At 47.8% G+C, this 15324-nt stretch carries 11 protein-coding genes, 11 tRNA genes and 2 rRNA genes (1 of these 24 running past the window's edge); 22 read left to right on the forward strand and 2 right to left on the reverse strand.

All coding sequences use genetic code 11. From position 1 onward, the window contains the following. The 21 genes from MHB54_RS19770 to yajC all read left to right on the forward strand — a co-directional run. Window positions 1-2742 (forward strand): 23S ribosomal RNA (locus MHB54_RS19770); it begins 184 nt to the left of the window's first position. Window positions 2743-2894: 152 nt separating this feature from the next. Continuing rightward, a 5S ribosomal RNA gene (gene rrf / locus MHB54_RS19775) occupies window positions 2895-3011 on the forward strand. A gap of 19 nt (window positions 3012-3030) precedes the next feature. Beyond that, window positions 3031-3106, forward strand: a tRNA-Asn gene (locus MHB54_RS19780). Window positions 3107-3109: 3 nt separating this feature from the next. After that, window positions 3110-3201, forward strand: a tRNA-Ser gene (locus MHB54_RS19785). A gap of 17 nt (window positions 3202-3218) precedes the next feature. Next, window positions 3219-3290: transfer RNA gene (locus MHB54_RS19790), tRNA-Glu, on the forward strand. A gap of 10 nt (window positions 3291-3300) precedes the next feature. Next, window positions 3301-3376, forward strand: a tRNA-Val gene (locus tag MHB54_RS19795). A 29-nt stretch (window positions 3377-3405) separates the two neighbouring features. After that, a tRNA-Met gene (locus MHB54_RS19800) sits at window positions 3406-3482 on the forward strand. Between the two features lie 26 nt (window positions 3483-3508). Further along, window positions 3509-3585, forward strand: a tRNA-Asp gene (locus MHB54_RS19805). A 28-nt stretch (window positions 3586-3613) separates the two neighbouring features. Then, window positions 3614-3689, forward strand: a tRNA-Lys gene (locus MHB54_RS19810). 35 nt (window positions 3690-3724) lie between these two features. After that, window positions 3725-3799, forward strand: a tRNA-Gly gene (locus MHB54_RS19815). 5 nt (window positions 3800-3804) lie between these two features. Beyond that, window positions 3805-3881: transfer RNA gene (locus MHB54_RS19820), tRNA-Arg, on the forward strand. Window positions 3882-3893: 12 nt separating this feature from the next. After that, window positions 3894-3973, forward strand: a tRNA-Leu gene (locus tag MHB54_RS19825). A 7-nt stretch (window positions 3974-3980) separates the two neighbouring features. Next, window positions 3981-4054, forward strand: a tRNA-Pro gene (locus tag MHB54_RS19830). 114 nt (window positions 4055-4168) lie between these two features. Beyond that, window positions 4169-4873 (forward strand): BofC C-terminal domain-containing protein, encoded by a 705-nt coding sequence (locus MHB54_RS19835; RefSeq protein WP_071642557.1) that lies wholly within the window; start codon window positions 4169-4171, stop codon window positions 4871-4873. A gap of 230 nt (window positions 4874-5103) precedes the next feature. Further along, complete coding sequence (gene ruvC / locus MHB54_RS19840) at window positions 5104-5607, forward strand: crossover junction endodeoxyribonuclease RuvC (protein ID WP_013311580.1); 504 nt, start codon at window positions 5104-5106, stop codon at window positions 5605-5607. Beyond that, window positions 5604-6218: a Holliday junction branch migration protein RuvA gene (gene ruvA / locus MHB54_RS19845; RefSeq protein WP_023989938.1), complete on the forward strand. Its 615-nt coding sequence runs from the start codon at window positions 5604-5606 to the stop codon at window positions 6216-6218. Before ruvC ends, ruvA begins: the two co-directional genes overlap by 4 nt. Before the next feature lie 50 nt (window positions 6219-6268). Next, on the forward strand, window positions 6269-7276 hold the full coding sequence (gene ruvB / locus MHB54_RS19850) for a Holliday junction branch migration DNA helicase RuvB (RefSeq protein ID WP_023989937.1): 1008 nt from the start codon (window positions 6269-6271) through the stop codon (window positions 7274-7276). Window positions 7277-7504: 228 nt separating this feature from the next. Then, window positions 7505-9598, forward strand: coding sequence for a SpoIID/LytB domain-containing protein (locus MHB54_RS19855; protein WP_023989936.1), 2094 nt, complete (start codon window positions 7505-7507; stop codon window positions 9596-9598). A 7-nt stretch (window positions 9599-9605) separates the two neighbouring features. Continuing rightward, window positions 9606-10634, forward strand: coding sequence for a tRNA preQ1(34) S-adenosylmethionine ribosyltransferase-isomerase QueA (gene queA, locus MHB54_RS19860; RefSeq protein ID WP_028542424.1), 1029 nt, complete (start codon window positions 9606-9608; stop codon window positions 10632-10634). A 20-nt stretch (window positions 10635-10654) separates the two neighbouring features. Continuing rightward, window positions 10655-11794, forward strand: a complete 1140-nt coding sequence (gene tgt, locus MHB54_RS19865) for a tRNA guanosine(34) transglycosylase Tgt (RefSeq protein WP_013311575.1) — start codon at window positions 10655-10657, stop codon at window positions 11792-11794. Between the two features lie 34 nt (window positions 11795-11828). Next, the gene (gene yajC, locus MHB54_RS19870) at window positions 11829-12164 is read left to right on the forward strand and encodes a preprotein translocase subunit YajC (RefSeq protein WP_023989934.1); all 336 of its coding nucleotides are present in this window, start codon (window positions 11829-11831) and stop codon (window positions 12162-12164) included. 88 nt (window positions 12165-12252) lie between these two features. On the opposite strand, the gene MHB54_RS19875 is transcribed toward yajC, so the two are convergent. After that, the gene (locus MHB54_RS19875) at window positions 12253-12642 is read right to left on the reverse strand and encodes a TIGR04086 family membrane protein (RefSeq protein WP_023989933.1); all 390 of its coding nucleotides are present in this window, start codon (window positions 12640-12642) and stop codon (window positions 12253-12255) included. A gap of 206 nt (window positions 12643-12848) precedes the next feature. On the opposite strand from MHB54_RS19875, the gene MHB54_RS19880 reads away from it, so the two are divergent. Next, a complete protein-coding gene (locus MHB54_RS19880) occupies window positions 12849-13625 on the forward strand; it encodes a DUF421 domain-containing protein (protein ID WP_025720234.1) in 777 nt (258 codons plus the stop codon). Window positions 13626-13630: 5 nt separating this feature from the next. Here the strand turns inward: MHB54_RS19880 and spoVB are convergent, their stop codons facing one another. Then, window positions 13631-15205, reverse strand: coding sequence for a stage V sporulation protein B (spoVB, locus tag MHB54_RS19885; RefSeq protein ID WP_023989931.1), 1575 nt, complete (start codon window positions 15203-15205; stop codon window positions 13631-13633). Window positions 15206-15324: the final 119 nt, after the last annotated feature.

Genomic DNA, 15324 nt, shown 5'->3' on the forward strand with positions numbered 1-15324 from the left:
GACCAGGGGAACTGAAACATCTAAGTACCCTGAGGAAGAGAAAACAATAGTGATTCCGTCAGTAGCGGCGAGCGAACGCGGATTAGCCCAAACCAAGGAGCTTGCTCCTTGGGGTTGTGGGACGTCTCACATGGAGTTACAAAGGAACCGGTTAGATGAAGAGGTCTGGAAAGGCCCGCCAGAGAAGGTAAAAGCCCTGTAGTTCAAAACTTGTTCTCTCCGAGACGGATCCCGAGTAGTGCGGGGCACGTGAAACCCCGTATGAATCCGGCAGGACCATCTGCCAAGGCTAAATACTCCCTGGCGACCGATAGTGAAGCAGTACCGTGAGGGAAAGGTGAAAAGCACCCCGGAAGGGGAGTGAAATAGATCCTGAAACCGTGTGCTTACAAGAAGTCAGAGCCCGATCTATGGGTGATGGCGTGCCTTTTGTAGAATGAACCGGCGAGTTACGTTCCCGTGCAAGGTTAAGGTGAAGAGCTGAAGCCGCAGCGAAAGCGAGTCTGAATAGGGCGAATGAGTACGTGGACGTAGACCCGAAACCGGGTGATCTACCCCTGTCCAGGGTGAAGGTGCGGTAACACGCACTGGAGGCCCGAACCCACGCATGTTGAAAAATGCGGGGATGAGGTGGGGGTAGCGGAGAAATTCCAATCGAACCCGGAGATAGCTGGTTCTCCCCGAAATAGCTTTAGGGCTAGCCTCGGAAAAAAGAATCGTGGAGGTAGAGCACTGATTGGGTGCGGGGCCCGCAAGGGTTACCAAGCTCAGTCAAACTCCGAATGCCATAGATTTAGTTCCGGGAGTCAGACAGTGAGTGCTAAGATCCATTGTCGAAAGGGAAACAGCCCAGACCATCAGCTAAGGTCCCCAAGTGTGTGTTAAGTGGGAAAGGATGTGGAGTTGCACAGACAACCAGGATGTTGGCTTAGAAGCAGCCACCATTGAAAGAGTGCGTAATAGCTCACTGGTCGAGTGACTCTGCGCCGAAAATGTAACGGGGCTAAACACACCACCGAAGCTATGGCTTGATGCTTGCATCAGGGGTAGGGGAGCGTTGAATGCGGGTTGAAGGTGTACCGTAAGGAGCGCTGGACTGCATTCAAGTGAGAATGCCGGTATGAGTAACGAAAAGATCTGTGAGAATCAGATCCGCCGAAAGCCTAAGGGTTCCTGAGGAAGGTTCGTCCGCTCAGGGTAAGTCGGGACCTAAGGCGAGGCCGATAGGCGTAGTCGAAGGACAACAGGTCGAAATTCCTGTACCACCGTAATCCGTTATGAGCGATGGGGTGACGCAGTAGGGTAGTGACGCGGACTGATGGATGTCCGTCTAAGCAGTGAGGCTGGTGTGTAGGCAAATCCGCACATCGTTAAGGCTGGGCTGTGATGGGGAGCGAAAATTGTAGTAGCGAAGGTCATGATCTCAGACTGCCAAGAAAAGCCTCTAGCCAGGAGAAGGTGCCCGTACCGCAAACCGACACAGGTAGGCGAGAAGAGAATTCTAAGGCGCGCGGAAGAACTCTCGTTAAGGAACTCGGCAAAATGACCCCGTAACTTCGGGAGAAGGGGTGCCTCGGTAGGGTGAATAGCCCGAGGGGGCCGCAGTGAAAAGGCCCAAGCGACTGTTTAGCAAAAACACAGGTCTGTGCGAAGCCGCAAGGCGAAGTATACGGGCTGACGCCTGCCCGGTGCTGGAAGGTTAAGGGGAGTGGTAAGCCTTCGGGCGAAGCTATGAACCGAAGCCCCAGTAAACGGCGGCCGTAACTATAACGGTCCTAAGGTAGCGAAATTCCTTGTCAGGTAAATTCTGACCCGCACGAATGGCGTAACGACTTGGGCGCTGTCTCAACGAGAGATCCGGTGAAATTTTAATACCTGTGAAGATGCAGGTTACCCGCGACAAGACGGAAAGACCCCATGGAGCTTTACTGCAGCTTGATATTGAATTTGGGTACGATCTGTACAGGATAGGTGGGAGCCGTTGAATCTTGAGCGCCAGCTTGAGAGGAGGCATCCTTGGGATACCACCCTGATCGTATCTAGGTTCTAACTTGGTACCGTGATCCGGTGCGAGGACAGTGTCAGGTGGGCAGTTTGACTGGGGCGGTCGCCTCCTAAAGAGTAACGGAGGCGCCCCAAGGTTCCCTCAGAATGGTTGGAAATCATTCGAAGAGTGCAAAGGCAGAAGGGAGCTTGACTGCGAGACCTACAAGTCGAGCAGGGACGAAAGTCGGGCTTAGTGATCCGGTGGTACCGCATGGAAGGGCCATCGCTCAACGGATAAAAGCTACCCTGGGGATAACAGGCTTATCTCCCCCAAGAGTCCACATCGACGGGGAGGTTTGGCACCTCGATGTCGGCTCATCGCATCCTGGGGCTGAAGTAGGTCCCAAGGGTTGGGCTGTTCGCCCATTAAAGCGGTACGCGAGCTGGGTTCAGAACGTCGTGAGACAGTTCGGTCCCTATCTGTCGTGGGCGTAGGAAATTTGAGAGGAGCTGTCCTTAGTACGAGAGGACCGGGATGGACGTACCGCTGGTGTACCAGTTGTTCCGCCAGGAGCACCGCTGGGTAGCTATGTACGGAAGGGATAAGCGCTGAAAGCATCTAAGCGTGAAGCCCCCCTCAAGATGAGATTTCCCAATTAGTAAGACCCCTTGAAGACGACGAGGTAGATAGGTTGGGGGTGGAAGTGCAGTAATGCATGGAGCTGACCAATACTAATCGGTCGAGGGCTTATCCTAAGAATAAAACGCAAATGAGTTTCGGATCCAGTTTTCAGGGTGTAACCTTGAAGGTATGTACAAGTGACATACAATAAACGCATGGCTATTCATTCACACGATATGTGATGAAGCGAATAACCGTACGATAGAATTTACGATGTAAATTCATGTTTGGTGGCGATAGCGGAGGGGTTCCACACGTACCCATCCCGAACACGACCGTTAAGCCCTCCAGCGCCGATGGTACTTGGACCGCAGGGTCCTGGGAGAGTAGGACGTCGCCAAGCAGAGCTTTATGATTAATATTCCCTGATAGCTCAGTTGGTAGAGCACTCGACTGTTAATCGAGTTGTCACAGGTTCGAGTCCTGTTCGGGGAGCCATATGGAGAGGTGTCCGAGTTGGCCGAAGGAGCACGATTGGAAATCGTGTAGGCGCCAAAAGCGTCTCGAGGGTTCGAATCCCTCTCTCTCCGCCATAATTATTTTATTGTATGGCCCGTTGGTCAAGGGGTTAAGACACCTCCCTTTCACGGAGGTAACAGGGGTTCGAATCCCCTACGGGTCATAAGTAGTATGGAGGCTTAGCTCAGCTGGGAGAGCATCTGCCTTACAAGCAGAGGGTCGGGGGTTCGAGCCCCTCAGCCTCCACCATTTATTTAAATAGAAGTCCCTAATATTATCGCGGGGTGGAGCAGTTCGGTAGCTCGTCGGGCTCATAACCCGAAGGTCGCAGGTTCAAATCCTGCCCCCGCAACCAATTAACTTTTGAATGTAAACTGCTATGGAACTGTGGTGTAGAGGCCTAACATGCCTGCCTGTCACGCAGGAGATCGCGGGTTCGAATCCCGTCAGTTCCGCCATTTTTACAAAGTTATATTACCCTGTTGGGAGCCATTAGCTCAGTTGGTAGAGCACCTGACTTTTAATCAGGGTGTCGAAGGTTCGAGTCCTTCATGGCTCACCATTCATGAACTTATATGTCATGGATATAATGATATTGCGGACGTGGCTCAGCGGTAGAGCATCGCCTTGCCAAGGCGAGGGTCGCGGGTTCGATTCCCGTCGTCCGCTCCATATTTGCGCCCTTAGCTCAGCTGGATAGAGCGTTTGACTACGAATCAAAAGGCCGGGAGTTCGAATCTCTCAGGGCGCGCCATTAACTTCATAAGCCGGTGTGGCGGAATTGGCAGACGCGCGCGACTCAAAATCGTGAGGGAAACCGTGGAGGTTCGAGTCCTCTCACCGGCATCTATTTCGGGATGTAGCTCAGCTTGGTAGAGCACCTGGTTTGGGACCAGGGGGTCGCATGTTCAAATCGTGTCATCCCGATTCAAAAGGAAAGTCGCTGGAAGCAGCGGCTTTTTTGTTATATTCATATCTTTTTGTATAAATCAGTAATCGTCAGGTCACACTAACACAAAAAGTGGGACGGAAGGGATTACTGTGAAGCGATTAAGTTGGAAAAAACAGATGAAACGGCGCTGGAAACAGTGGAGAAGAACAGTGTGGGCTTGTAGCATTTTTGGTGCGGCTTGTTTGCTGGCAGGGTTGGGTATTCTGTTTTCGAATTATTTGCAGGCTATGTTGTCACAGCCACTCGCTACTACCGTCATGGCAGAGGAGAGCGTGGAGGAGGCTTCACATCTGAGTCCAACTGAAGATCACTCCTCACAGACGCAACTATTGCAAAGTATTCGTGCTTCCGGTATAAGCAGGAAGACCCGTCTATTAACCACCTACGTGTGTGGTACGGAAACACTTTCCTTGGGAACACTAAGTTCACAGCAGCTAGAGACCTTACTGAAGCAACATCCCGATTGGAAGGGGCGACTTAATACCAAAGGAGAGGTGTGGCTGGAGCGCAGGGTGGAAGACTTGTCAGAGTCATGCAAAGAGCGTGGATACATGGGTTTGAGCACTGACGGCCAGCTTACATTGTATGAAGGGCTACCTAAAAGAGAAAAAGTTATCCGCACTTTTTTTCAATTGGATGTGGGTTCCATGGAGACGGCCTTGCCAGAAGGGGTGTATAAACAACTTCAGCAGGGGATCCGTGTACAGGATATAAATGAGTATAACAGTGTAATCTCCACTTTTAGTGACTTTGCCGTGGAGCGAACACAAAGGGTATTAAAGCAGCACTATTGATTACAACTACGGAGACGTTAGGCATTGCCCATGAGGTGAGGCTTGAAGCGTCTCTTTTTATGTTTTTACTCACGTTTAAATTTTTTCCTCTATTAGATACAAAGTTTTGTTATAATGAAAAGAACGACACATATGTTCGCTTTATATGGTATTTGGCCATGATTATATTAAGGATAACGTCTGGCTATTGTTTAGTTAAGCCATGTTTGAGCGATAGGGGAGAGATTTTTTTGCGTTTTTTAGGAATTGATCCGGGCATTGCCATTGTGGGCTTCGGATTTGTAGACAAGATTGGCAGCAAGGTGGTTCCTGTACAGTATGGCTGCATCCAGACGGAGGCCCATACACCGGAAGAAGAAAGGCTGCTTCATGTGTATGAAGGCATGTTGCAATTAATAGATAAATATAAGCCTGATGCGGTAGCACTGGAAAAGCTCTTTTTTAATCGCAACGTTACAACCGCTATGTCTGTAAGTCAGGCACGTGGGGTGCTGGTACTAGCTGCAAAACAACGTAATTTGCCTATAGGTGAATACACGCCGATGCAGGTAAAGCAGGCTATTGTAGGGTATGGTAAGGCTGAGAAGAAACAGGTACAAGAAATGGTTAGAATGTTTCTAAAGCTTCAAGTTGTGCCCAAACCGGACGATGTAGCGGATGCTTTGGCGGTGGCTATTTGTCATGCGCATTCTTATGGACTAAATTCAAAATTAAATGAGGTATTGCGAAAATGATAGATTTCTTGCGTGGTTCTGTGGCCCATTTGGAAAATGAATATGTCGTTTTAGATGTGCAGGGTGTAGGGTACCGGGTATTTTGTCCGAATCCTTACGCGTTCGCCAAAACTGAAGGTTCAGTGGTCATTTACATTCACCATCATGTAAGGGAAGATGCTATTTTACTGTTCGGTTTTGCGACTCGTGAGGAGCAGCAGCTGTTCCGTAAACTGATTGATGTATCTGGTATTGGACCGCGTGTTGCGCTTGGTATTTTAGGAGGCGGTACGCCTGCTCATGTGGTAACGGCGATTTATCAGGAGAATATCACATTTCTCACCAAGTTACCGGGGATCGGTAAAAAAACGGCACAACGTATGATTCTGGATTTGAAAGATAAGCTCGACGGTATTGGCTCGTTGGGGATGGCAACCGGATTGTTTGCTGAGCCTGTCGTAGAAGAAGGCGAAGGTTCATATTGGGGCGAGGCCCGTGAGGCGCTCAAGGCGCTGGGTTACACTGATGCTGAGTTGGATAAGGTATGGAGCAGAATGAAGAAAGATGCGAAACCTGATGAATCTGCTGATATTTTGATGAAGCGGGCTTTGCAACTGTTGTTTGCCGGATAGGACGCTGATGTCCGTTAACAAATGTCTGGTGAAAAGAGGAGCGATGGAATATGGATGACCGGATTATTTCCGCCAATTTGATGATGGAAGACCAGACGGCGGAGCTAAGCCTTCGCCCCCGTTATCTAAATGAATATATCGGCCAAAATCAGGTTAAGGAAAATCTGAAAGTATATATTGAAGCGGCCAAAATGCGTAAAGAAGCGTTGGACCATGTACTGTTGTACGGACCGCCGGGGTTGGGTAAAACAACTCTTGCTAACATTATTGCCAATGAGTTGGGGGTTAATCTGCGTACAACTTCAGGTCCTGCAATTGAAAGACCGGGAGATTTGGCAGCATTGCTGACCAATCTTCAAGAGGGTGATGTTTTGTTCATTGATGAGATTCATCGCCTTCATCGTACGGTGGAAGAAGTCATGTATCCTGCAATGGAGGATTTTGCGCTGGACATTATGATTGGTAAAGGCCCGAGTGCACGCTCGGTCCGTCTGGATTTGCCACCCTTTACCCTTATAGGGGCCACTACGCGCGCTGGGCTGCTCTCTGCGCCATTGCGTGATCGGTTTGGTGTTATTAGTCGATTAGAGTTTTATACGACAGACGAGCTGGCTTACATCGTGTCCAGGAACGCGGATATTATGGAGATTGAAATTGTCGGGGATGCGGCAGAGGAAATCGCATTGCGTTCACGGGGGACACCGCGTATTGCCAACCGACTGTTAAAAAGGGTGCGTGATTTTGCCCAGGTTGCTGGAGACGGTATTATTCATTCTGAGTTAGCTGCAGAGGCGCTAAAGAGGCTTCAAATAGATCCACTCGGACTTGATGAAATTGATCATAAAATGCTTAAGGCCATGATTCATTCATTCAGGGGCGGGCCTGTAGGATTGGACACAATTGCTGCGACCATTGGGGAGGAGAGCCAGACAATTGAGGATGTGTACGAGCCCTATTTGTTACAAATTGGCCTTTTACAAAGAACACCTCGGGGACGAACAGTGACTCCGGCGGCATATGGCCACCTTGGAATTCCAATGCCAACGGATCCACGGTGATTAGGAAACATGAAGCACTTTTAAAAAAATCATTGCATGGTTACACGCAAGTATGGTGAATACGATATCGGCTGACGGATGATTGAGGGAAGTGAGAATGTAAGTAAGATTCGAGCGGGTTCATATTTTGGTTTATTCCGCCGATGTATTTAAAGGGACAGACAAGGGTCGAGATCCCGATAAATTACGCAATATAAGTGCTAGACAGCTAGATTGGGGGAGCCAGAAATGAGTGGAGAAGCATTTAACCGAAAAAGTATTTTCGGTGCATGGATGGGCCGGGCCAAACGAGCAGCAGCGATTATGGTATTAGCTACAGTGTGCATACCTTGGTCTTCGGGCGTTCACGCTGCTGCCGCCCAAGAGGATATTCGTGTAGTGATTTTTGCGGATCTAGGTAGCAAATATAAAGCGACAGTTCCCGCTGTAACCTTGAAATCATCAGGAGGTCTGAGTGTTGGACAGAACAGTGGAGGCAGTTTTCAAACTTGGATGGGACTGCCAGACAGTACGGTTCGTTTTAGTGTAGACAGCTATCGGGTGAAGGTACTTGAAGGAAATGAAGCAGCGGCGATAAAAGCGGCCCAAGCCCTGCAAAAGACTAATGATAAACCTACGGTTTTTATCGGTTCAAAAAATGGTAGCTCTGTGTATCAAGTGTACGCGGGAATATATGCTAGTGAACAGTCTGCGCAGGCTGCTGTACAGCGGATTTCCTCCGCAACCGGAGCGCAGCCCGAGGTTAAGGGAAACAAGCATTGGTCCACAGGAAGCTACGGAAGCGAGCAGGAAGCTAATCTCGTTCGAACGACAATTGCTGCGGCAGGCTTTGATGCTTTTACTGTGATTCAATCAAGAGGCCAGTATGCTGTATGGGTTGGAGAAGAAAGTAATGACAGCAAGCTGTCGGCTTTGAAAACAGAGCTGGAGAGCAAGCAACCAAGACTCACGCTGTCTAAAGTTAATGCTACTCAAACTGGCCTCATTATAAGACAGGAAGCAGGAGTCACGACTGGCTCGCAGGTGATGTCTCATTACATTCTAAGTGGTTCTGATAATAGCAAGGTAATTGTTAACGGCGGTAATAATGGAATACAAGTGGTCGAAAGATCCCAGCGTACATATCGCGGCGAGATGGAGATCGGCATGACGTCAGGCCAGCTGGCGCTTGTGAACGAAGTTCCTTTGGAGCAGTATTTGTATTCCGTGGTAGGAGCAGAGGTCTATTCCTCATGGCCAGATGAAGCGCTCAAGGCTCAAGCGGTAGCGGCTCGTAGCTACGCGCTTGCCCAAGGCAATCGGTTTCAGATCGGCAATGTAGTAGATGGTACGTTAAGCCAGGCTTACAACGGTAAGAGCTCGGAACATGCCAATGTCAATGAGGCTGTAGATGCAACAGCTGGTGAAGTCATTAAAAGTGGCGGCAAAGTGGTCGAAGCTGTATTTTCATCTAATGCGGGCGGTGTGACAGCAGATGCTTCCGAAGTGTGGAACAGTGGTGGCGAAGCCTTTGCCAGCGTAGACAGCTCGGGGGATACTTCGGCACAAAAAGGAGCACAGGAATGGTATCATGTACTTCTCTCCAGTGGCAAGACAGGTTATATTCGTGAGGATAATGCTAAGGAACTGGAGGGTGTCACAGAAGCGGGGTTAGACAAAATCACCGTCACTGCGGAAAATACAAATGTGCGTCCTATTCCCCAAATCCAATCGACAGTTACACCAATAGCCAAGGCGCAGCCGGGCGAAGAGATAATTGTATTAGAAAAGGTGCCTCAGTCCGGAGACTATGCATGGGTGCGGGGGCCCTTTACGTCAGCTCAGCTTGCTAAATCCCTGCAAGGGAAAGTCACGGGCACAGTGCCTTCCTCTATTAATCACCTTGATGTCACCAAACGTGGTCCATCAGGGCGAGTGTTGGAGGTTGAAGCGGACGGATCCCCTTTGAAAGTGAAATATCCGGATATGTTTCGCTCAGCGATGGGCGGACTCCCAAGCACACTGTTTGATATTGCGAGTACCGGAAGTTATACTGTATTAGGCGCTGATGGGGCTACTTCTCATGTAAGTGGTACACAAGGCACTCAAATCCTGTCCGCATCTGGCAGTAGTACTTCAAGTGGTAACGGGGTGATCGTCATGAATGAAGATCGTCATGCACGGGTCATTGACAAAACACAAAGCTTTATTTTTACAGGTAAAGGAAATGGTCATGGTTTGGGCTTATCCCAATGGGGTGCCAACGGTTTGGCCGAGCAGGGGTATGATTACAAGAAAATTTTGCAACACTATTACAAAAATGTGGATATAGTTAAGGACTGACCAATATATGAATGTAAACGACTACGATTTTGAACTGCCTGAAACATTAATTGCACAGACACCTTTGCTTGATCGGAGTGCTTCCAGATTACTGACGTTAAACAAAAATAATGGTGAAGTGGGTCATCATACGTTTTCGGATATTGTGCAGTATCTTCAACCAGGGGATACGCTGGTGTTAAACGATACGAGAGTGATTCCTGCACGCTTGTTTGGCATCAAGGAAGACACGGGAGCTAAGGCTGAGGTTTTGCTGCTTAAGCAACTGCAAGGGGATCGATGGGAAGCACTGGTGAAACCCGGTAAAAAGCTGAAAAAGGGTGCTGTTATCGTTTTCGGTGATGAGCTGAAAGCAGTAATTGAGGAAGAAGGAGATATGGGCGGAAGGGTACTTTCATTTTCATATGACGGTATTTTCCAGGAGATCTTGGACCGTCTGGGGCAGATGCCGCTTCCGCCGTATATCAAGGAACAACTGGATGACCGCGAGCGTTATCAGACAGTTTATGCTCGGCATGAAGGTTCTGCTGCGGCTCCAACGGCAGGGCTGCACTTTACAGAAGAATTGCTGGACCAGATTAAAAAGAAGGGCGTTACCGTTGCCTTTATCACACTTCATGTTGGCTTAGGGACGTTCAGACCGATGTCTGTGGATACGATTGAAGAACATGTGATGCATGAAGAATACTATTCATTGTCACAGGAAACAGCGGATGTACTCAATGAAACCAAGGCGCGCGGCGGAAGAGTCGTGGCGGTGGGGACGACCAGTTGCCGAACGCTGGAAACGGTGGGCAATAAATTCCTAGATGGAGTATTAGAGGCCAGTAGTGGCTGGACACAGATTTTTATTTATCCAGGCTATGAATTCCGTGTGGTGGATGCGATGATTACGAATTTTCATTTGCCTAAATCCACCTTGGTTATGCTGGTCAGCGCACTGGCGGGCAGGGAGAATATTATGCATGCTTACCAGGAGGCGATTGACCGACAATATCGGTTTTTCAGCTTCGGGGACGCAATGTTCATTTATTAATTAAGGATGGTAGAGAAAATATGGCACCAGCAATAAGATACGAACATATTAAAACCTGCAAGCAATCGGGAGCCCGTCTTGGGCGTGTACACACACCTCATGGAGTTATTGAGACACCAACCTTTATGCCTGTGGGAACTCAAGCTACTGTTAAAACGATGAGTCCTGAGGAACTGAAAGCGATGGATGCTCAAATTATTTTGAGTAACACGTACCATTTGTTTCTTCGTCCTGGCCACGATATTATTCGTGAAGCAGGTGGACTGCACAAGTTTATGAATTGGGATCGCCCTATTTTAACGGACAGCGGTGGATTCCAGGTGTTTTCCTTAAGTGAAATGCGCAAGATTTCAGAGGAGGGTGTTCATTTTCGCTCTCATTTAAATGGAGATAAGAAGTTTCTTTCGCCTGAAGTGGCGATGGAAATACAAAACTCGCTTGGCTCAGATATTATGATGGCCTTCGATGAATGCCCGCCATTTCCGGCTGAATATGAGTATGTGAAAAAGTCACTGGAACGTACCAGCCGTTGGGCTGAGCGTTGTTTGGAGGCACACGCGCGTCCTCATGATCAAGGGCTGTTTGCCATTGTTCAAGGAGGCATGCATGAAGATCTGCGTAAGCAAAGCGCTGCGGATTTGACTTCCATGGATTTCCCGGGGTATGCTATTGGTGGACTGAGCGTAGGTGAACCGAAGCATTTGATGTATGAAGTGCTAGATTACACGCTGCCTCTGCTTCCCACCAACAAGCCAAGATATTTGATGGGTGTAGGTTCTCCAGATGCCTTGATTGAAGGCGCTATCCGTGGTGTGGATATGTTTGATTGTGTACTTCCAACGCGAATTGCTCGCAACGGGACAACGATGACCAGCCAAGGTCGTCTTGTCGTTCGCAATGCCCAATATGCAAGTGATTTTGGCCCGCTCGATCCCGCTTGTGATTGTTATACCTGTCGCAATTATTCACGTGCTTACTTGCGGCATTTGATTAAAGCGGATGAAACCTTCGGGCTCCGACTGACAACGTATCATAACTTGCATTTCTTAATACAATTGATGCGTAATGTCAGACAAGCGATTATGGATGACAGGCTGCTTGATTTCCGAGATGAATTTTTTGAGCAGTACGGTCTTCATGATAATGATAAAGGCTTTTAAGTTTTAGGGAGAGTATACGAAAGGGGGATTTAACATGTTTCATTTTGCTACAGCCGCTACTGCACCCGGTGGAACTGGCGGACTTTTTCAAATGATCTGGCCACTGGCTCTGATGTTTGTAATCTTCTATTTCTTGCTGATTCGCCCGAATCAGAAAAAACAAAAGCAGCGTCAAACGATGCTTCAAGCTTTGAAAAAGGGAGATAAAGTAATTACGATCGGAGGTCTTCACGGTACAATTGTGGAGATTACGGATGATGTAGTAGTTTTGCGTGTGAATGATGTCACGAAGCTGACCTTTGACCGCAGTGCAATTAGTAATGCGATTGCAAAAGACACGGCATCTGAGGAAGTTGTTTCCAAATCGTAAAATGCTTCTGACCGTTATGCAAAAACCGAGCCTTTGAGGAGGCTCGGTTTTTTTGTGTTGTTTTATTACATGGATACAAACATTTTGATTACTTGCTGAGATTAATGCCAAACATCCCACCACCTGCACCTATGACAAACGCGAAAGCTAAGTGTAACAGGTCCTTGCCGTTCATGCCCGCATCCAATGCCAGAAAACCGACCAGAAGAACGATTAGTCCATACAGGATGCCTGTAATACCGCCTTGATACCAGCCTTTGTTTGTGGATCTTTTACCGGCGACGAAGCCGCCAGATAGCATGGCGAATGCGTGGACGATGTACGTATACAATGATAAGTCCTGTTCCTGCATCTGTGTCAGCCACAAGAGTAGTGAAAGAATCAATGCGCCAAGCAGCATCCATGCAAAAGCATAAAATAAGCCGGATAAAATGGGATGGGCCAGACGAAACGAACACCAGCGGCGAATGAGCTCCATTGATAATTCCTCCTGTACCAAGGTTTGAACTATTATCATTCTATGGCCAAGCCTCTCGGCTTAGTACCAAGTCGCAAGCAGTCTTTCTCTTTATTTCAATAATTTAGCCTTTGGTTTTTTGTATGAGCCAAGTGAGGAACGGTCAGAATACGTGTACAATGAACGACTAATGTCTTATTGCAAGTACAGGGGAGGAGGCGAACATATTGAGTCACGATATTTTTGCTCATATTTTTCGGACGCTGCTCATGTATTTTATTGTATATCTGGTGATGCGCTTGATGGGTAAAAGGGAGATCGGCAAATTGTCTGTTTTCGATCTCGTCATATCGATTATGATTGCAGAAATTGCTGTATTCAGCCTGGAGGATATAAAACGTCCACTTTATGAAGGGCTGATTCCTTTAGGAGTGCTGTTAATTTTGCAAATCGGGATTTCATTTTTTAGTCTGAAAAGTCGGCGACTGCGCTTACTATTTGATGGTAGGCCCAGTGTATTGTACTCCAATGGACAATTAAACAAGGACGAAATGGTGAAACAACGTTACAATTTAGATGACTTGCTGTTACAACTTCGTGAACAAAATATAGAAAGTCTGGACGAAGTCGAATATGTTATTTTGGAAACGACAGGTAAGCTAACGGTTATAGGTAAGGATGATAACGATGGAGTGGAACACGGAAAAATGAAGCAAGAATTAAACGGAACAGATTTGATAAACAAAGAGCAACAGGTGAATAAGGTCCATCCTTCTCCACAAATCGGTGGAAAGTTTAGATATGAGGGACTGCCTATTCCATTAATCATGGATGGCAAGGTGCTGGATCGAAATTTGGAACGGATGGATATGAACCGTTTTTGGCTTAAAAATCAGATTCAAGCAAAGGGACACAAAGATTTTAAGGATGTTTTTTTATGCTCGGTTAACCATAGAGGTGATGTGTATATTACACCACCGGCCTATGGAAAATCTTCGGATTAGATTTCCTATGCTTTAAACCATCTTCTCAGGATTGGAATGCGTGTAAGGTTGTCCCAATCAATCATTTTGATCAAGGTCATTAGGAAAAGGTACAGTATAATTCCCAAACCTGCGGCAAAAATAAACTGAAGCCACATTTGGTTGAACATCGTTAGATGTCTGTAGGTATATAATACTGCTGCTGCCATGATGATCATACCTATCCCGGTCTTCCAGAAATCGAGCAAACGTACGCGGAAGCGAAGCAGTCTGCTGACACTGAAGCCATGAAGGAGTGTAACAATGGCACTGTTAATACAAATGGCGATGACAGCTCCGTAGATACCGTACTGAGGTTGGGAAGCAAGCCAGACGATTAGCGCAATTTTGATAACGGCTCCGATAAAGGTATTTAATAAGGCACTTCCAGGACGGTCTAATGCCTGAAGTGCTGCCTGAAGCGGGGCCTGAATGTACATAAAAAGAGCAAAAGGTGCCATGAGCTTAAGCATGCCTGCAATATCGCCATTATTATAGAGTAGCAGACACAGAGGTTCTGCCAAAACATACATGATTACGGCAAAGGGGGCTCCTGCAACCAAAGCGAGCCGAAGCGATTGATGTAGACGTTTGTGAATGGCTGTAATATGCCCCTTGGCTGCTGCTTCGGATAACGAAGGAACGAGTGAAACTGCTAGCGAACTGGTAAGAACCCCAGGTAGTAATAATACAGGAATGACCATGCCCTGCATGGCTCCATATTGTGCGGTTGCCACGCCAGTTGCAATGCCTGCTACGGCGAGGCTACGCATGCACAAGATAGATTCGAGCAAATAGGATAAGGAACCAACAAGCCTTCCAGCAGTAACGGGAACGGATATAGACATAAGACGTGACAAAACGGATGATTGCTCGGGTTGAACCTCAGAGGAGGGGATAGGCGACTTCGGCTGAAGGATGCGATCTTTTCGATGGTTACACACGTATTGCCATAGCAGCACAATCATGCCAATGAATTCGCCCGCCAGAGCACCGAGCATGGCACCTGCAGCAGCGTAGGCTACCCCATGAGGAAGTAACAAGTAAGCAAACCAAATGACACAAAAAATGCGCATAACGGTCTCCGCAATGGAGGAGGTGGCAGAAGGAATCATATTTTGCTTTCCCTGAAAATAGCCCCTATAAGCTGAGGAAACAGCTACAATGACTATCATTGGGCTCATGCTCACGAATGTATAATACACGCGGCTGTCGGTCAGGAGATGGCTTGTGATCCAAGGCGCGAACACAAGACAGAGCACCATGGCGATCAGACTGAGTGTAATGGTGAAGCGCAGGCTGGTGTGCAAAATACGCCGCGACATTTCGGGCTGTCCCGCCGTTTCGGCTTCGGCTACTAGCTTGGCTACCGCAAGAGGGATTCCCCCTGTAATAAGCGTCACCAGAACGATAAAAAAGGGATACCCCTGTTGGTACAAGCCAACTCCTTCGGGGCCGATGATACGCGGGAGTGCGATTCGGGGAATAAAACCTAGTATCCGGTTGATAATTCCTGCTGCCAATAAAATAATTGCTCCATGGATGAATGTCTGCTTTTTCAATCGCAACTCCCTCTTCCCCAAAATGTAATTCTGCGTCTATACATTACTTTAGAAGATATGCTGGACCTGTCCATCTTCATGACAAGCTTTTCCGTTCAGAAACAAAGTGATTTAGACAA

Origin of the sequence: Paenibacillus sp. FSL M7-0802 (assembly GCF_038004945.1) — a bacterium.
Classification (GTDB): domain Bacteria; phylum Bacillota; class Bacilli; order Paenibacillales; family Paenibacillaceae; genus Paenibacillus; species Paenibacillus polymyxa_B.

Bases quoted from the DNA above. Each gene is read 5' to 3' on its own strand.
- ruvA (WP_023989938.1), top strand. From the start codon at position 5,604: ATGATAGATTTCTTGCGTGGTTCTGTGGCCCATTTGGAAAATGAATAT.
- ruvB (WP_023989937.1), top strand. From the start codon at position 6,269: ATGGATGACCGGATTATTTCCGCCAATTTGATGATGGAAGACCAGACG.
- MHB54_RS19855 (WP_023989936.1), top strand. From the start codon at position 7,505: ATGAGTGGAGAAGCATTTAACCGAAAAAGTATTTTCGGTGCATGGATG.
- queA (WP_028542424.1), top strand. From the start codon at position 9,606: ATGAATGTAAACGACTACGATTTTGAACTGCCTGAAACATTAATTGCA.
- tgt (WP_013311575.1), top strand. From the start codon at position 10,655: ATGGCACCAGCAATAAGATACGAACATATTAAAACCTGCAAGCAATCG.
- yajC (WP_023989934.1), top strand. From the start codon at position 11,829: ATGTTTCATTTTGCTACAGCCGCTACTGCACCCGGTGGAACTGGCGGA.
- MHB54_RS19875 (WP_023989933.1), bottom strand. From the start codon at position 12,642: ATGGAGCTCATTCGCCGCTGGTGTTCGTTTCGTCTGGCCCATCCCATT.